17 protein-coding genes and 5 pseudogenes are annotated in these 14,882 nt (G+C 62.2%); 11 read left to right on the forward strand and 11 right to left on the reverse strand.

Annotation, left to right across the window (positions count from 1 at the left end; translation table 11 throughout):
• Positions 1 to 65: 65 nt before the first annotated feature.
• Positions 66 to 422, forward strand: a complete 357-nt coding sequence (locus tag LPU83_RS44445; protein WP_024313780.1) for a DUF1491 family protein — start codon at positions 66 to 68, stop codon at positions 420 to 422.
• Positions 423 to 428: 6 nt separating this feature from the next.
• On the opposite strand, the gene LPU83_RS44450 is transcribed toward LPU83_RS44445, so the two are convergent.
• Together LPU83_RS44450 and LPU83_RS44455 are read right to left on the reverse strand one after the other, a co-directional pair.
• Positions 429 to 1,445, reverse strand: a complete 1,017-nt coding sequence (locus tag LPU83_RS44450) for a DUF2336 domain-containing protein (protein WP_024313779.1) — start codon at positions 1,443 to 1,445, stop codon at positions 429 to 431.
• 171 nt (positions 1,446 to 1,616) lie between these two features.
• Positions 1,617 to 1,823: a hypothetical protein gene (locus LPU83_RS44455; RefSeq protein WP_024313778.1), complete on the reverse strand. Its 207-nt coding sequence runs from the start codon at positions 1,821 to 1,823 to the stop codon at positions 1,617 to 1,619.
• 519 nt (positions 1,824 to 2,342) lie between these two features.
• On the opposite strand from LPU83_RS44455, the gene LPU83_RS73000 reads away from it, so the two are divergent.
• Positions 2,343 to 2,510, forward strand: coding sequence for a hypothetical protein (locus tag LPU83_RS73000; protein ID WP_167371542.1), 168 nt, complete (start codon positions 2,343 to 2,345; stop codon positions 2,508 to 2,510).
• 10 nt (positions 2,511 to 2,520) lie between these two features.
• Here the strand turns inward: LPU83_RS73000 and LPU83_RS44460 are convergent, their stop codons facing one another.
• Positions 2,521 to 3,075, reverse strand: coding sequence for a DUF1254 domain-containing protein (locus LPU83_RS44460; RefSeq protein WP_024313777.1), 555 nt, complete (start codon positions 3,073 to 3,075; stop codon positions 2,521 to 2,523).
• The gene (locus LPU83_RS44465) at positions 3,068 to 3,655 is read right to left on the reverse strand and encodes a DUF1214 domain-containing protein (protein WP_024313776.1); all 588 of its coding nucleotides are present in this window, start codon (positions 3,653 to 3,655) and stop codon (positions 3,068 to 3,070) included. Before LPU83_RS44465 ends, LPU83_RS44460 begins: the two co-directional genes overlap by 8 nt.
• 432 nt (positions 3,656 to 4,087) lie before the next feature.
• On the opposite strand from LPU83_RS44465, the gene LPU83_RS44470 reads away from it, so the two are divergent.
• Positions 4,088 to 4,531 (forward strand): SRPBCC family protein, encoded by a 444-nt coding sequence (locus tag LPU83_RS44470; RefSeq protein WP_024313775.1) that lies wholly within the window; start codon positions 4,088 to 4,090, stop codon positions 4,529 to 4,531.
• A 459-nt stretch (positions 4,532 to 4,990) separates the two neighbouring features.
• Here the strand turns inward: LPU83_RS44470 and LPU83_RS44475 are convergent, their stop codons facing one another.
• Entirely contained in the window at positions 4,991 to 7,126 is a 2,136-nt protein-coding gene (locus LPU83_RS44475; protein WP_024313774.1) for a transglycosylase domain-containing protein, read from the reverse strand.
• Between the two features lie 187 nt (positions 7,127 to 7,313).
• Between LPU83_RS44475 and LPU83_RS44480 the strand changes: the two genes are divergently transcribed.
• Positions 7,314 to 7,802, forward strand: coding sequence for a YcgN family cysteine cluster protein (locus LPU83_RS44480; protein ID WP_024313773.1), 489 nt, complete (start codon positions 7,314 to 7,316; stop codon positions 7,800 to 7,802).
• Here the strand turns inward: LPU83_RS44480 and LPU83_RS44485 are convergent.
• Positions 7,795 to 8,364, reverse strand: coding sequence for a TetR/AcrR family transcriptional regulator (locus LPU83_RS44485; RefSeq protein WP_024313772.1), 570 nt, complete (start codon positions 8,362 to 8,364; stop codon positions 7,795 to 7,797). The two genes, LPU83_RS44480 and LPU83_RS44485, sit on opposite strands and share 8 nt — an antisense overlap.
• 103 nt (positions 8,365 to 8,467) lie before the next feature.
• Here LPU83_RS44485 and LPU83_RS44490 point away from each other — a divergent pair.
• Positions 8,468 to 9,367 (forward strand): annotated as a pseudogene (locus LPU83_RS44490) (SDR family oxidoreductase); the annotation flags it as partial.
• Here LPU83_RS44490 and LPU83_RS44495 read toward each other — a convergent pair.
• A pseudogene (locus tag LPU83_RS44495) lies at positions 9,363 to 9,683 on the reverse strand (MmcQ/YjbR family DNA-binding protein); the annotation flags it as partial. The pseudogenes LPU83_RS44490 and LPU83_RS44495 overlap by 5 nt on opposite strands.
• 62 nt (positions 9,684 to 9,745) lie before the next feature.
• On the opposite strand from LPU83_RS44495, the pseudogene LPU83_RS44500 reads away from it, so the two are divergent.
• Positions 9,746 to 10,317, forward strand: a pseudogene (locus tag LPU83_RS44500) (phage terminase large subunit family protein); the annotation flags it as partial.
• Positions 10,318 to 10,321: 4 nt separating this feature from the next.
• Here LPU83_RS44500 and LPU83_RS75120 read toward each other — a convergent pair.
• Positions 10,322 to 10,453: a hypothetical protein gene (locus LPU83_RS75120; RefSeq protein ID WP_258579391.1), complete on the reverse strand. Its 132-nt coding sequence runs from the start codon at positions 10,451 to 10,453 to the stop codon at positions 10,322 to 10,324.
• Positions 10,454 to 10,603: 150 nt separating this feature from the next.
• On the opposite strand from LPU83_RS75120, the gene LPU83_RS44505 reads away from it, so the two are divergent.
• Together LPU83_RS44505 and LPU83_RS44510 are read left to right on the forward strand one after the other, a co-directional pair.
• Positions 10,604 to 11,308: a chitinase gene (locus LPU83_RS44505; RefSeq protein WP_024313768.1), complete on the forward strand. Its 705-nt coding sequence runs from the start codon at positions 10,604 to 10,606 to the stop codon at positions 11,306 to 11,308.
• The gene (locus LPU83_RS44510; protein WP_024313767.1) at positions 11,305 to 11,613 is read left to right on the forward strand and encodes a Dabb family protein; all 309 of its coding nucleotides are present in this window, start codon (positions 11,305 to 11,307) and stop codon (positions 11,611 to 11,613) included. The genes LPU83_RS44505 and LPU83_RS44510 overlap by 4 nt, the downstream gene beginning before the upstream one ends.
• Positions 11,614 to 11,931: 318 nt before the next feature.
• Here the strand turns inward: LPU83_RS44510 and LPU83_RS75125 are convergent.
• The 3 genes and pseudogenes from LPU83_RS75125 to LPU83_RS44525 all read right to left on the reverse strand — a co-directional run.
• A pseudogene (locus LPU83_RS75125) lies at positions 11,932 to 12,048 on the reverse strand (IS110 family transposase); the annotation flags it as partial.
• Positions 12,049 to 12,221: 173 nt separating this feature from the next.
• Positions 12,222 to 12,614: a GFA family protein gene (locus tag LPU83_RS44520; protein WP_024313766.1), complete on the reverse strand. Its 393-nt coding sequence runs from the start codon at positions 12,612 to 12,614 to the stop codon at positions 12,222 to 12,224.
• A gap of 161 nt (positions 12,615 to 12,775) precedes the next feature.
• Complete coding sequence (locus LPU83_RS44525) at positions 12,776 to 13,990, reverse strand: MFS transporter (RefSeq protein ID WP_024313765.1); 1,215 nt, start codon at positions 13,988 to 13,990, stop codon at positions 12,776 to 12,778.
• A 120-nt stretch (positions 13,991 to 14,110) separates the two neighbouring features.
• Here LPU83_RS44525 and LPU83_RS44530 point away from each other — a divergent pair.
• The 3 genes and pseudogenes from LPU83_RS44530 to LPU83_RS44535 form a co-directional block, all read left to right on the forward strand.
• Positions 14,111 to 14,289, forward strand: a pseudogene (locus LPU83_RS44530) (phage tail tube protein); the annotation flags it as partial.
• The gene (locus tag LPU83_RS73420) at positions 14,263 to 14,472 is read left to right on the forward strand and encodes a hypothetical protein (RefSeq protein ID WP_037069179.1); all 210 of its coding nucleotides are present in this window, start codon (positions 14,263 to 14,265) and stop codon (positions 14,470 to 14,472) included. The pseudogene LPU83_RS44530 and the gene LPU83_RS73420, both read left to right, overlap by 27 nt.
• 121 nt (positions 14,473 to 14,593) lie before the next feature.
• Entirely contained in the window at positions 14,594 to 14,842 is a 249-nt protein-coding gene (locus tag LPU83_RS44535) for a hypothetical protein (RefSeq protein ID WP_024313764.1), read from the forward strand.
• The last annotated feature ends 40 nt before the right edge of the window (positions 14,843 to 14,882 follow it).

A 14,882-nucleotide genomic window follows, 5' to 3' on the forward strand; every position in this document is an offset into this window, starting at 1 on the left:
CCAATATCAATCGCTCGGGGCGACCGCAGCATTGCCACTGCCCGTTTGTCTGCTATAGGACGCCGATGAGATTACGCACTGACATCTTTGTCTCCGCCCTTCTGCGCCGGGTTTTCGCCAAGGGCGGCTTTGCCGCTGTCGAGGCGAAGGGCGCCGACGAGGCAGGCGCCGTCTTCATCCGCCAGCACTTCCGCGATGGTCTTGAGACGCTTTATGGCCCTGCTCCACAAAGTTTTTTCGACGAAGAAACGACCGGCGCCCGGCTGTTCGAGCAGCGGTTGACGCGCAAAGAGCCTGACAGGATCAGGGAAATGCTCGAGCGCGAGCGGAAGTTTGACCCGGACCTCTGGATCATCGAGCTGGAAGCCGAGGATCTCGGCGATATCGTTCCGCTTGTCGATGAGCGTCAGAACCCGCTCTAGACAGGATCAGCGTGTGCGGCCGATGATGCGCCTGTCTCGGGCCGGCGGCACCTCGTGGGCGGGGTGGGCCGTTTCTGTTTCCTCGGGCAGGTAGGTGTAGGTGTCCGCGCGGCGCCAGGCTTCGACGCGGGCACTGCACTCTTCCGGATCGAGCCCGTCCAGCACCATCCAAGCGCGCGTAACGCTGTGCTGCGGTTCCGCGAGGTGAGGATAGAGCCTTTCGAGCACGAAGACGGCCTCGAGGAAATCCATGCCGAGACTGATGAGAGTGGTCGCCAGCTGCTGTCCTGAGATATCGAGCATGATGCGCTCGGCCAGCCAGCGGCTTGCGGAAAGCCCATCGGCAAGCGCCTTGGCAAAGAGCACTGCCTCGCGGTTGCGGGCGAAGCGGACGAGCAGTGCGCCCTGGATCGGCGACAGGTTCCTGAGCCCCAGGCGATCGCCGTCCGGACGGCTGACGTGACGCGCCAGTTCCCGGATCCTGTTGCGCATTTCTTCTTCGTTGGCGCGGCGTGCGGCAGCTTCCGCGTCCTCGAGGGACGTGGGAGCCGGTGGTTCGGGTGGCACGATACTGGGCGCCTCGACCTCGACCGGTGCCGCCAGCCGCTGTTCGGCCTGACGCAGACCGACCAGAGCGTCGATGACCCGCGGCGAAAGGGCATTCCGGCTGACGATCGCCTTCATGTGCGCGCTACCCTGCGTGCGCGCGATCGTGATCAGGGTTTCGTCGTCGATCGCCGGCGAGGAGGTGAGGAAGGGTGCCGCAATGTCGATCGGCTGGCTGCCGACGAAAAGCGCAACGGCCGGCGGAATATGCGCGCATTGGGAAAGAGCAGCCACGGCCTGTCGCCTTGCCTCATCGGAGGATGCCTGAAACAGCGGCGTGAAGAGTTCGGCGAATTGGCGCAGTTCGGAGCGGGTCGGCGGTTGCAATCCCTCGAAGCTGCTGACAGTCGCCATGAGAACCACGTCCTTCTTCCGGCTGGCGGATGGGGCCTCTAGGTCTCGGAACCGGTCACGCACAAGAACACACCCTGGAAACGCAAAAAAGGGATGCCGCGGGACTGGACGTAGAGAGACGCCCCTTACCCCACATAGGTTATGAACAAATCCTACATGGGCAGGGTTAATGGTTGCTGAAGACTTTATTAAAATTGTGCCGAAAGGCGCCATCGCCTGAGGCCGCGTCCGAGACTAAAGCCCTTTGTGTCCGCGCAGCGCCGCCAAGAGCCTTTCGGCGTTATTGTTTCCCGATTGGTAGAGGTCGAGGGCCGCGGAGGCTGCCAGTTGCGCCTCGGGGCTCTTGATGTCGATCCGCTTTTCCGCACACCAGGCATCGAGCGCATTGCGAAGCACATCAAGGTCCTCGGGGGAGAATGTCGAACCGATAAACAAAGACATTTTAGCCCCTTCCTTGTCCGTGGTGAACGGAACAGCGCCCAGCCGACCGGCCTCGAAACCCTGGCCGATCGTACAACCATACCGGTATCGCTGAGGACCGCAATTGATATTTTTGTGACAGGGACCTGCCACACTGACGTCCAGCTGGCCCCGTTGACACAACCTCCATTAAGTATATGAATTAATGCTAATATCATTGTGACATTGTGGACTGAATCTTCTTGTGAGACGTTTGAAACCAAAAGACGGCACGGCGCGTTTACAGAGCGTCGTACAAGCAGCGAATGTCCACGCATGAAATTAACGATCTGTTAACCGTCATATGTCTCAATTCGGGTATGAACGGCGGTCGAGTGCTTCGGTCGTCCGGTTTCACATCACGGTATTTCAAACAGGTGCCGTGAGAAAAGCGCGAATGCCTTCTAGCCCGGTCGGGCTCTGCAGGACGCGCTGGCTCGCATAGGCGGGCAGGGTGAGATTGCGCAGTTCATCCGTCTCGGGCCGTGCATGGAGACGAGAATGGCAATAGTCGTCGCATTGGCGGACCGTCTGTCTCAGACGCGACGCCGCAAGGGCAAGAAACCAGTCGAGGCACAGATCCTGCTTTTCACCGGCGTGCGTTACGAGCGCCTCACGGAAAGCTCGAAGCGTTCCTCCGCGCATCGCGTTTCGCGGGCAAAGAAATAGAGAGATTGCTTCAGTTCGAGGAGCCGGCATACTCGTCGCAGCCGGCCTCCGCGAGAAAGTTCCTTGCGGCCGCGTCAAAGCTCGCCTGGGGCGCCAATGTCCTCAGCACCGCATAGCCCTGCGAACGCGTGCTTTCCACGAGAATGGTCTTCTGCAGATCCGGCGGCAAAGCCTTGCGAAGCTCCGTCAGCTGGATCGGCGTTCCGATCAGAACATCGAGCGCGCCTCCGACTGACGTCCTGTCATTCATGCTGAAGACCTCGTTCGATGCCTCGTCATAGAGTGCGATCGACCAGAATGGCACATTGCCCTTGGCGGTCAGGCGGACCGGACTTTCCTCGATATCGAACGCGCAGACCGCGGTGCGGACAAAGGGATCGTCGTTGGAAAGCCCGGCCGCGTCATCGGTAGCACCCAGCAGGTAGAACTTGTCGAGATCGCCCTCGGCAGCGACGCGGGTCGCGGCATCCCTGCCGGTAAAGTGCGGCAGCGACAGGATGATGACGAGATGCAGCAGCGCCGCCCCGAAAAGTCCCGCAAGAATGGCAAACAGGACCCTAAGCATTGCCGCATCCGGTTTTCTGGAGCTTCGGCATGGAAAGGTCGATGACGCCGGAACTGCCCGCCGTCGGGGTATCGAACAGGGTCAGAACGAGCTGGAACGTGCCCGCCGCCGGCAGTGCCAGCCAATTTCCGGGCCGGGCGTGCGCTGCAATCTCGATCGAGAAGCTGCTGTCGGCCTGCCGCAGCACCGTCCAGGAATTCATCGCACCGGGAAGTCCTGGCCGCAGCGAGGCCGGGTTGCCGCTATTGTCTGCGGTAAACAGGGTCCAGATGCGGGCAGGCGGCGTCTGCCCTGTGATGCGGTAGCTGCAGCCGGCATTCAGCCGATCGCCCGCATCGTCGACCTTGGCGGTGAACATCAGGCCTTCGGCATTTCCATAGAGCAGGCGCCCGGCCCGCGCTCTATGCGATTTCGCATAGGGGTCGGCGCTTTCCGTTTGCAGTTCGGGGAAGGCTTCCCAAGCGCCGAGCTTGATCGCGCCGAAGCCAGCCGTTGCATCCAGCGCGTAGAGCGAAATCATGATCCCGCCGCCAAAGGCGATAATCAGAGTCATCGCTATGAAGAGAGGAAACCGAAACACTATGCGCCCTTGAGAAACAAATCAGTTGAAAGGGTTACCACTGATTCTGGCTGCGCGGAATGGCGCAGGGCTCTGCCAGCGGCATATCCCGGCAAAACGGAACAACGCTGGGCTGTCCGCCGCCCTCTGCAAGAGGCGCAGCCGATGGCCGAAGACTGAAATTGTCGATGGCACATGGACGACGCCGCCCGTCATAAAGGGGTAACCGCAACCCGTAAAGGCCGCTTGTGGTGCATTCCGGCCGACCCAATTCGCGGGTTGTTATACTGGTCCGGCTTTGGCAAGGATGAGGAATGCATTGCCCAGCCCTGCTGGAAACGGGAGAAGGACCGACATAGGCTGAGACCAAATATTTCAATCTCATTGTCGGATTGGCAAAAGCTGGTTCGTCCTAGGGGCATTCATAGTATTCTATCCATAGGAGGTGGCATCATGCCCAACACGATACGTCTTCACCGCGTCCTGGCGGCCAGTCCTGAGAAAGTCTATCGCGCATTCCTCGAGCCGGATGCACTGGCGAAATGGCTTCCGCCAAATGGGTTTGCCTGCACAGTGCACCATTTGGAGCCAACCGTCGGCGGAACACACAAGATGTCCTTCCGGAATTTCACGACCGGAAAAAGTCATGCCTTCGGTGGCAACTATCTTGAACTGGTGCCAGGCGAGAAGCTTCGTTACACGGACAAATTCGACGACCCCAACTTGCCTGGTGAAATGGAGGTTACAGTGACGTTGAAGAAGGTCTCGGTCGGCACCGAACTCGATGTCGTCCAGGCGGGAGTACCGGACGTTATTCCCCCGGAGGCATGCTATCTCGGCTGGCAGGAATCGCTTCGCAATCTGGCAAGGCTCGTCGAGCCGGAAATCAACGAATGAGCCTCAAAGCCTGCGGAGAGCAGGTTCGACTGCTTGGTCTGAGAGGCAAGAGCAAGGGGAAAGGCGGAGCTTAGCGACTGAGGCCGCCTGCCTTCGGCGAAGGCCGGTTCTTCCAACGCTACGTGAAAACGCGCAAGGGGGGCCCTCTTGGCAATCAGTCGCGATGACGCCTCTTGGCGCAAAGCGGAAGCGTGCGATATTCCGCTCGTGACCAAGCGGACACGTTGGCGGACACGTTGTGGGGTTCCGTTAATCTCATTGGCACCGGCCGTGTGCTTCGCGCAGCTGCCATCCAGTGAGCAGCCAATCCATTGTCGGATTTTGTTGCGCCCGCCCCACGCGGCTCGTGTCTGGACCGGGCGAAACTATCAGCGCGCACATCACATCTCAACGGCAGCAATCGGCGCAAAGCGACGTTTTCGCAACGTGGGATCGTTATTGAGCTCGAGGTGGTGGCCCTCAGTCGGCGCTCGCCACCTTTTGCGCCGTAAGCGGTGGGGCCGCCTTCAGCGCCTGTCCAATGTCCTTAAGAATACGCGTCGAATCGACCGAGAGCATCCGCGGGCGAACGAGGGGAGGCGGGCTGCCTTCCTCGGGCTCGGCGGCAACGGTCTTGACCGTCTTATCAGGCGGCAGCGGCTGTGTGCCGGGGATTTGCCGGAGGGTGATGCCCTGGTGGGCATAGTCCATCGCGCGCTTGAAGGTCATGGCCGGCAGCGAGCCGCCGGTCATCTTGTTGGTCGAGGTGTAGTCGTCATTGCCGAACCAGACGGCGGCGGTGTAGTTGCCGGTGTAGCCAATGAACCAGGCGTCACGATAGGCCTGCGTCGTGCCCGTCTTGCCGGCCGTCAGGATGCCGTTGTCGAGGGCTGCCTTGCGCGCAGTGCCGACATAGGGGACGCGCGACAGCATCTGGTTCATATAGGTATCGGCCTTCTCGGAGAGCACCCGCTTGGCGGGCGGCTCGTCACGGTCGAAGTCGTAGAGGACGTCACCCCCGTAATCCAGAACCTGCGTGATGCCGTGACGGCGCGACTGGTAGCCGCCCGCCGGGAAGACGGCGTAGGCGGTCGCCTGGTCGAGCACGGTCACTTCTGAGGTGCCGATCGGGATCGTCACGTCGTCGCGCACCGGCGATTCGACCCCGAGATTCTTCGCCATCGCGCGGATCGGCTGGATGCCTAGCTTCTCCTTGGCGAGGCGCACCGGGATGGTGTTGATCGACTGGGCAATGGCGGTCGCGATGGTGACACGGCCGGCATATTTGTTGGCGTAGTTATGCGGGCTCCAGTTGCCCCAGTAGATCGGCGCGTCGACGACGATGGTGTCGGGCGTCATGCCGCTCTCCATCGCCACCGAATAGGTGTAGACCTTGAAGGACGAGCCCGGCTGGCGCAGCGCCTTGGTGGCGCGGTTGAACTGGCTTTCGCCATAGTCCCGGCCGCCGACCATGGCGCGCACCGCACCGCCGTTTTCGAGCACGACCATCGCGCCCTGCTTGGCGTGATAGCTCTCGCCATACTCGCGCAACGACGTTTCGACGGAATCTTCGGCCGCACTCTGCAGGCCCATGTCGATCGTGGTCCGGACGACGAGCGAATGCTGATGGAAGCGTGGCGACAACCGCATCACCTCATCAAAGGCCCAGTCGAGGAAGAAATCGGGCGATTCTACCTGGTTGCGGTCGACGACCGTCGCCGGATTGCGCCGGGCGGCGATCACCTGGCCCTCGGTCATCAGGCCGCTTTGGACGAGATTGGTCAACACCTCGTTGGCGCGACCGCGCGCCGCCGGCAGGTTGACGTGCGGCGCATATTTCGCCGGCGCCTTGAACAGGCCGGCAAGCATCGCGGATTCGGCCAGATTGACATCGGTGATGCTCTTGCCGAAATAGAACTGTGCCGCCGCAGCAGCACCAAACGTGCCGCCGCCCATATAGGCGCGGTCCAGGTAGGTGGAGAGAATTTCCTTCTTGGAGAGGTTGGCTTCGAGCCACAAGGCCAGGAAGGCTTCCGTGATCTTTCGATCGATCGACCGTTCGTTGGAGAGGAACAGGTTCTTGGCGAGCTGCTGCGTCAGCGTCGAGCCGCCCTGCACGACTTCGCCGGCCTGGGCGTTGGTGACCACCGCGCGGAAGAGGCCGATGACGTCGATGCCGAAGTGGTCGAAGAAGCGGCGGTCTTCGGTTGCCAGCACCGATTTGATCAGTGCATCAGGCAGCTCATCGATCGGGACGGAATTCTGGTGGATGACGCCGCGATGGCCGATGACGTTGCCGTAGCGGTCGAGGAAGGTGACGGCGTAGTCGCCGCGATTGCGCCAATCTTCCTTGGTAGCCTCGAAGGCAGGCTGGGCAAGGGTTAGCATCAGGACGGCGGCGACAGCGCCGAGCGTCAGGCCTTCCCCGCCGAGTTCAAAGACGATGCGCTTCCAACCGCGGACGCGGAAGCGGCGAAAGAAGATGGTGATGTCTTCCCAGATTTCGGCCGAGCGAAAACCGGCGTTCCAGATGGTCGAATCGATCCACGAGTCGATCTTCAGCAACAGGTGGCGTTGCTTGCGCGGCCGTTTTTCTGGATTGTCCGGATCCGTCACGTCTTATATTCCCGCCCGATCAGTCACTTCGACGTCGGGGGAACCTGACGCCGGACTATGGCAAATCTGCCGACAGTGCCCCGGAGCAACCGGAGCTTGGTGAATCATTGGTTGATTTGCCTGACAAGAACAAGAGAAATGGAAGCTCTCACGCGATTTTGCGAGGAGCTGTTGCAAGAACGGAATGATGGAAAAAATACCCTTCTGGAAGACGAAGACGCTCGCCGAGATGACGACAACGGAATGGGAGAGCCTGTGCGACGGCTGCGGCCTGTGTTGTCTCAACAAGCTCGAGGAGTGGGATAGCGGCGACATCTACTTCACGTCGATCCGCTGCAAGCTGCTCGACAATGAGAGTTGTCGCTGTGCCAGCTACGAAAACCGCTGGGACTTTGTGCCCGATTGCGTTCAGCTCACCAAGCAGAATGTCGACGAGATCGCCTGGCTGCCGCCGACCTGTGGCTACCGATTGATCAACGAGGGACGCGATCTCTACTGGTGGCATCCGCTGGTCTCCGGCGATCCCGAGACGGTGCACGCGGCCGGCATTTCGGCGCGCGGCCGCACGATCAGCGAAACCGAAGTCGATGTCGACGACTTCGAGGATTACGTGGTTGATTGGCCGCTCACGGTTGGCGACGAAGCGCGTGCCAAGCAGCCGGAGACGGCTAAGTAGTCCCGGACTGACCGGTCGTCTCAAGGAATTGCTTTAGCTCGCCGCGAACATAGGCTTCGATCGAGCCTTGCGGCTCGAAGCCCCACCAGAGCAGGCAGCCCTGCCACTGCGAGAGCATCAGCCTTCCAAGAGGCTTCTTGCCTTGGGCGTGAAGGCACTGGTCGAGCGCGTCGGCGAGCGTCCTGCCCCAGGCCGCACCGCGAGCACGCAAGGCCCGATCTCGCAGATCTTCCCTCAGGAGCAGCAATCCCTCCGCATAGGAGGCGACATCGTCGCCATAGTCCTTCGAAAGGCCGACGAGCAGGTCTATGGCCCCCTCGTACGTCGTTGGAACGGATTGGATCAGTCGGGCCGTTTCCATGTCCAGCCGGTCCCAGGCGCGCAGTAGGCAGGCTCGCAGCATTGCCGCCTTGGTGCCGAAACGCTGCACGAGCGTCGAGCCGGAAAGGCCGCTGATCTTCGATACCGCTCCGAAGCTTGCGGCATCCGGGCCTTCCGCATGCACGAGCTCCAGCACCATGTCGAGAAGCTGTTCGTCCGAAAGCGTGCGTGGGCGCGGCATCAAACTCCCTCTTGCGTTCGCGTTAAATATGAACGAACGTTCGTTTATATTCAAGTCGTGCGGTTAAACCGATCCATCGGGTTCTAGCGTGGAGGAGAAGCCAGTGACAGCAGACCTTTCGGGAAAGATTGCCCTCGTGGCCGGCGGCACCCGCGGTGCCGGTCGCGGCATTGCGGTGGAGTTGGGCGGTGCTGGCGCCACGGTCTACGTCACCGGCCGCACGACGCGGACAGAGCAATCGGAGTACGGCCGGCGGGAAACGATCGAGGAGACGGCCGACATGGTCACAGCCGCCGGCGGCAAGGGCATCGCTCTTCGCATCGACCATCTCGTGCCAGCGCAGGTCGAGGCACTGGTCGGCAGGATCCGCCGCGAGCAGGGCCGGCTCGACATCCTGGTCAACGATATCTGGGGCGGCGAGCATCTGACGGAGTGGAACAAGCCGGTTTGGGAGCATTCGCTGGAGAAGGGGCTTCACATGCTGCGGCTGGCGATCGACACCCACCTGATCACCGCGCACTACGCGCTGGCGCTGATGATCGAACGCCCCGGCGGCCTGCTGGTCGAACTGACCGATGGCACAGCCGAATACAATGCCACGCATTACCGCCTCTGCCCCTATTACGACCTCGTCAAGACGGGCGTCATCCGCATGGCCTGGGCGCATGCAAAGGACCTTGCGCCGCATGGCGCCACCGCGGTCGCCATCACGCCCGGCTGGATGCGATCGGAGATGATGCTCGATATCCTCGGCGTTCGCGAGGAGAACTGGCGCGATGCAACGGCGGTGCAGTCCCACTTCGTCATCTCCGAGACGCCGCGCTTTACCGGCCGCGCGGTCGCTGCACTTGCCGCCGATCCTGAACGCGCCCGCTGGAACGGCCAGTCGCTCTCGAGCGGCGGGCTGGCCAAGGTCTACGGTTTCGACGACGTGGACGGTTCGCGGCCGGATTGCTGGCGCTACATGGACGAGGTGATGGAAGCCGAAAAGCCGGCCGACGTTTTTGCAGTGTTTTCGGCGCGGCGTTCCGCCAAGACTTGCGCACGAGATCCCGCACCAGTTCGTCGCTCGCCTTGCCGTAGAAGAGCCGGGTCGAGCCGCGCAGTCCCCAGCCCCCGGGCACGGCAGTCGTATCGTCGGGTGCCACAGCCAGCGTCATATGCTGCTGGTCGGGAGTCAGGCGGACGACGCAGTAGTCCTGATCCGGCATCGTCAAGAATATCTTGCTGCGCACGCGGAAGTCGCGCGTGCCGTGGTGCGCGCTCTCGACCGCCTCCGGCAGGCTGAGCGCAAACGAAATGACCTCGTCCTGGTTCATGCTCTTAAAATTAGCACATGCTGATAGGCGCGGGCCAATCAGAAAAACTCACGCGGCCGCCCCTCGCCGGCCGCTACGGCGGCACGCGGGTCGGGCGTCAGAAGCTGGACGGCGAGCTGATCGAGGATCGCGAAGACGCGCTCTGGCGGCGCGAGTTGATCGAGGCCGCCACGATCCGCTTCACTGGCGAACTCAGGCGTGTCGTCGTTGCCGTCGATCCGCCGGCGGCGGGCGCCGCAATCCTGCTGCGGCATCGTCGTGGCAGGAGTGGAGGCGTCGTCGGGCCGGGCTGTGGTGCTTGCCGATTGTTCGCTGCAGGGGGCAAGCCCGGCCGGCCGGGCAAGCGCGGTGGTGCGGGCTTACCGGCGCTTTTCGGCCGACCGCGTGGTCGCCGAGATCAACCAGGGCGGCGACATGGTCGCCGCGATGCGGAAGAGCCTCGACGAGAGGCTGCCGGTCTCGACCGCGCGCCACCCGCGGTGAGTATCTGAGGGCCGAGCCGGTCGCCGCACTCCACGAGCAGGGGCGAGTTGCCCATGCCGGCCGCTCGCCCGACCGGCTGGATGCGCTGGTCTGGACGTTGACGGCATTGACGCTGGAGGGAAATGGAGGACCCCGGGTGAGGGGTATCTGAAGGCTTAGCGTTGCGGCTGCGGCTGGGGCGGGCGCGGGGTCTGCCGCTCGGGGCGGACCTGGCGCCACTCGTTTTCGAGCTGGTCGATGACATGCTGGGGAATGGTCGGCTGATTGCTGTTGCCAGGCTGCTGCATGCTCTCCTCCGAGTGCTTGATTTAACGGTGAGTTAATCACTGGCACGGCTTAAACTACGTGTAAATCAGGCGCTTAAACACTTTAAACGATTGAATTAATTTTAATCGATTGAGGCGCAAAGCGCCGTACCACTTTTTGAGGCGGGTATCATGGTTATCCACATCGACAGGCCCTTCTTCTTCGACACGGTGCGGGGTGCGCTCTTCAAGGGTGCTCTGAATCAGCCGCAGGTGGAGGGCATGACGGCGATCCTCGACTTCTGGGAGGACCGGATGCCCGACACAGATCCGCGCTGGCTCGCCTACATCATGGCGACCGCCTATCACGAGACGGCCTACACGATGCAGCCGGTGCGCGAGACGCTGGCGGCGACCGACGCCCGGGCGATCGAGATCCTGGAAAACGCTTATGCAGGCGGCAAGCTCTCCTGGGTGAAGACGCCCTACTGGCGGCCGGACGAGGACGGCAAGAGCTGGCTCGGCCGCGGCCTGGTGCAGCTCAAGCGCAATTACGAGGCCATGAGCCGGCTGACCGGCATCGATCTCGTGGCCGAACCCGACCGGGCGATGGAGATGGACGCTGCCGTTTCGATCCTGATCGAAGGCATGGTGCAGGGCTCCTTTGCCACTCACAAGCTCGCCGACCATCTGAACGAGACGACGGACGACTGGATCAATGCGCGCCGCATCGTCAACGGCACAGACCGGGCGGAGAAGCTCGCCGGCTACGGCAAGAGCTTTCTTGCGGCGATCCGCCGCGAGCAGCCGAAGGGCCGGCTTGCGCGGTTGAAGGCCTGGCTCGTGCGTGCTATCGCGCGGGTCTTCGGCTACACCCTGACAGGAGTTTCCGCGTGATCCGCCACATCGTCTTCTTCACAGCGCCTGCGGAAAATCTGGATGAAGTGCGCGCCGGCCTGTCGATCCTGACGGCCATCCCGCACGCCCGCCTGCTGGAGATCGGCACCAACGTCAAGACCGACCAGCTCGGAACCGACGTCGACCTCGTGGTCTACGGCGAATTCGACGACGAGGCGGCACTCGCCGCCTACAAGGCACATCCCGACTACCAGCGCTCCATCGACCTCGTGCGCCCGATCCGCGAAATGCGGATGGCGGCGGACTATGAGAGCGACGCGGCCGTGAAGCAGCCGCTGGGGTGATGGTGTCGGCAAGTTGCCGCGTTGTCCACTAAGCTTGGGGTAGCGCCAGCGTCCGCTTTGCGCCGATATTGTTCTCCAATGGTCAAGGAGCGGCAGCTCGATTAAAAGCATTGTGGGCGCTTTCGAGAGCCTGCGTTCTCTCCGTGCTCAGGTGGCACTTGATGAGGTAAGCTGGGTTTGGAGCGGATTGGTTAAAAGCGCAGTCGGCCGATCTTCTTGGCCGCATGCTACAGTATCGGCGCCGTCGTCCATTCCCTCCCTGGGCGTCGCTCCGCTCGGGAGCTCGTTTCGGTCTCCTATCCGGGCGATCGTTTGGTATGCGGCTTTGAACTCGGTGCCTGCCTGAGCATTGGCCAGCCGCCGTGCGAGAGCAATCCGCGCCTTTCGCGTCGTCGACTGCCTTGCGAGCGCCAGCGCCCAGTCCTTCAGCTTCAAGAAGGGTGCTAGACCAGTTGGCGCTGAAGAAGGCGCGGCCCCGCTCTGCCTGAGGACACAGAGCCGGCGCGAACCGAAGGCGAAGCTCTATGTTGCAGAGCTGCGGTTCAGGGCAGTGACAAAACCGGCTCCCGCTGTCGCTTCGTAACGGCGCCTCGCACCGTTCGCGCGACCTATTCCTCGAAGCGACCCGTGGTGTCCCGATCGCGGTCGTATCGTCTCGTCAGCGGAAACGGCGGCAGCCAGGACTCGCGACGGACGGTCCAGAGTTCGTAGGTTGGCCTCAATTGGTCGGGAGCATCCAGAGACCCCAGGTTCACTTCGATCTCGTCTCCAGTGCGTCCGAAGAGGGGCGAGCCGCAGCTGGGGCAGAAGAACCGCCCGGCGTAGTCACGGGTTTCGCCGTCGATCGTCACCGCATCCTGAGGAAATATCGCGGAAGCGTGAAAAAGGGCCCCATGATGCTTGCGGCAGTCGAGACAGTGACAAAGGCCGACCCGGTATGGTCGTCCCGACGCCACAATTCGGACGCTGCCGCACAGGCAGCCGCCAGTGAACCGGTCCATGCTGCTTCTCCTCCAAGATCAAGCGGTGAACTGTTTACAACGAACAGCATTGTTGTTGCTATTGCTCGCTGCGATCGGGCAACGCGCGCGTTGCCCCACGATGCGAGAGGCGAACCCACATTTCTCGTCCATTGTCGCACGCACAGCAGGCTTCGTCTCGCTTAAGTCTGTCCGCACAGCCTAGTCGCGGCCTTGACCTGCGCCGCCAGCATCAGGACGAAGCCGAGCGACATGACGGCAAGCATGGCACAGGTCGCGATTGCGGTTCCAGCGCCCGCGCGGTCGAGGATCGCCGTGAAAACGACCGGTGCGATGGCGTTGGCGAGATTTTGCGGCAGCGACAGCCGGGCGGATTGCAGTCCGTATTCGCGTGGCGAGAACAGGGCGAGCGGCAGCAGTGCGCGGGCGACTGTCATCACACCGGAGCCGAAGCCGTAGAGCAGGATGAAGCTGATCAACAGCGGCGTCGAGGGCGCCATTGCGAGCATCAGCAAAAAGCTTGATACCATCAGGGTCACGCCCATTGCGGCGCTGAGAATAGGGTTGCCACGGCGGCCGAGCAGCATGTCCAGGAAGCGAGCGGAAATGCCGATGACACCGCGTGCCGAACCGAGCTGCAGCGCCAGCGCCGGCGAGGCGCCGGACTGGCGGACGATTTCGAGCAGCGATGGCGACACGCCGAAGGTGATGAAGGTCGAGATCGTCGTTGCCGCGGCAATCAGCAGGAACGCCTTGCGTTGTCCCTCGGGGGAGCGCGGTACCGGCGTTTGCTGTGCGGCGTTGCCGTCCGCGGCAAAGGCGATCGGTTTCGGCAGGGCGAAAAGATGCAGCGGCAGGCATACGAAAAACTGCAGCGCAGCGCAGATCAGAAAAGTGATGCGCCAGCCGACGGTCTCGTTGAGCAGGGTGAGGATCGGCCAGAAGATTGCGCTCGAAAGGCCGGTGAACAGCATGAGGATGGCGATCGCGCGTTTGCTGTCAGGTCCGGCGCGCTCGACGACGGCGGTATAGGCCGGGGCGGAGAGACCGAAGGCACCACCGGCGCCGATGGCGATCCAGGCAAGCACATAGAGGATGATACCCTGCGCGGCGGCTAACAGCAGCAGGCCGATTGTGAAGGTGATCGAAGCGGCGGCCAGCAGCTGTGCGGCTCCATGTCGGTTCAGCAGGCGCCCCGTTGCAGGGCCGGCAAAGGCGCTGACGATCATCATGATGCTCAGCCCGCCGAAGACCACCTCGTTCGGCAAGCCGAGGTCGGGCGCGATGACGCGACCCATGACGCCGAGCATATCGAAGCTGGTGCCCCAGCCAATCAGCTGCGTGACGGCAAGGACGGCGACCGTCTGCGCCGAGCGCAGGGGGATGGATCGAGGCATGGGCGGGCTTTGAGGCGGATGGGGTTGCGGCGAGGCGGTCGTAGCAGCTTCGCCGGCTGGTTGAAAGTGACAAGTGGATGACACCAGTGGGCGCGAGCGACGCCTGTTTTTTTTGAAGGGATCGGAGATGGCGCAGAAGGCAAGGACCTGCTCCTGAAGATAGTCAACGGAACAAGCTACGAAACGGTCGCGGGACTGAGATCGAAACGCCTCGCCTTCAACGCCGAAACCGTCGATGTCACCGATGCCGAGAGCGCGGGGGCGAGCGCGAGTTGCTGGGCGGTGCCGGCGCGATGCGGCTGCGGGCAGCGTTCGCACCATTGATAAGTGTGGTCATTGCCGTGGACGGTATCCAGCAAGGTCCCGCGGCGCTTGGCGGCCCGCTGGCCGTCTATGGGCGTGTCACCGCCAAGCGGCCATCAAGTCCGCCGCTTGACGCCGGTGCGGCGAGCGGCGGCGTCGTTCGCCGAGCGCATTTTTGAACACGCGTGGCGCAAATTCGGAATTGTTCTAAACATCAGGGATTACAAGGCATTCATTTGCCATTCAGGTCGCTTGAGTACATAGTCTGGGCCAAGTTAGTATCCATTGAAAGCATTGCACATGGCCTCTCCCTTGAGCGTCGCAGCGCTAGCCGCCGGGCTGGCGATAACGTCGCCCACACCGGATAATCCGCGTACCCTGACGGTGCGCGTTGCAGGCGATTGCAGCGAGGCGGCGCGTGACGTTGTGGAAAAAACGGGAGGCCAGCTCCTTTCCGTCCAGCCTTTGGGCGATAGCTGCATCATTACCGTTCTCGTCCAGGGCAACGGCCAGCGCCCGCGTAAGGTAACCGTCAAGGTTCCGATGTAGGCAGAATCGGCCTATCTAAACGCCGAGAAGATCAAGCGGA

This window comes from Rhizobium favelukesii, assembly GCF_000577275.2.
In the GTDB taxonomy this organism is placed as follows: Bacteria; Pseudomonadota; Alphaproteobacteria; order Rhizobiales; family Rhizobiaceae; genus Rhizobium; species Rhizobium favelukesii.

Coding starts and splice junctions, on each gene's coding strand:
- LPU83_RS44520 (WP_024313766.1), bottom strand. CDS start 12,614: ATGGACCGGTTCACTGGCGGCTGCCTGTGCGGCAGCGTCCGAATTGTG.
- LPU83_RS44480 (WP_024313773.1), top strand. CDS start 7,314: ATGGAAAAAATACCCTTCTGGAAGACGAAGACGCTCGCCGAGATGACG.
- LPU83_RS44525 (WP_024313765.1), bottom strand. CDS start 13,990: ATGCCTCGATCCATCCCCCTGCGCTCGGCGCAGACGGTCGCCGTCCTT.
- LPU83_RS44505 (WP_024313768.1), top strand. CDS start 10,604: ATGGTTATCCACATCGACAGGCCCTTCTTCTTCGACACGGTGCGGGGT.
- LPU83_RS44460 (WP_024313777.1), bottom strand. CDS start 3,075: ATGCTTAGGGTCCTGTTTGCCATTCTTGCGGGACTTTTCGGGGCGGCG.
- LPU83_RS75120 (WP_258579391.1), bottom strand. CDS start 10,453: ATGCAGCAGCCTGGCAACAGCAATCAGCCGACCATTCCCCAGCATGTC.
- LPU83_RS44485 (WP_024313772.1), bottom strand. CDS start 8,364: ATGCCGCGCCCACGCACGCTTTCGGACGAACAGCTTCTCGACATGGTG.
- LPU83_RS73000 (WP_167371542.1), top strand. CDS start 2,343: ATGGCAATAGTCGTCGCATTGGCGGACCGTCTGTCTCAGACGCGACGC.
- LPU83_RS44470 (WP_024313775.1), top strand. CDS start 4,088: ATGCCCAACACGATACGTCTTCACCGCGTCCTGGCGGCCAGTCCTGAG.
- LPU83_RS44445 (WP_024313780.1), top strand. CDS start 66: ATGAGATTACGCACTGACATCTTTGTCTCCGCCCTTCTGCGCCGGGTT.
- LPU83_RS44455 (WP_024313778.1), bottom strand. CDS start 1,823: ATGTCTTTGTTTATCGGTTCGACATTCTCCCCCGAGGACCTTGATGTG.
- LPU83_RS44535 (WP_024313764.1), top strand. CDS start 14,594: ATGGCCTCTCCCTTGAGCGTCGCAGCGCTAGCCGCCGGGCTGGCGATA.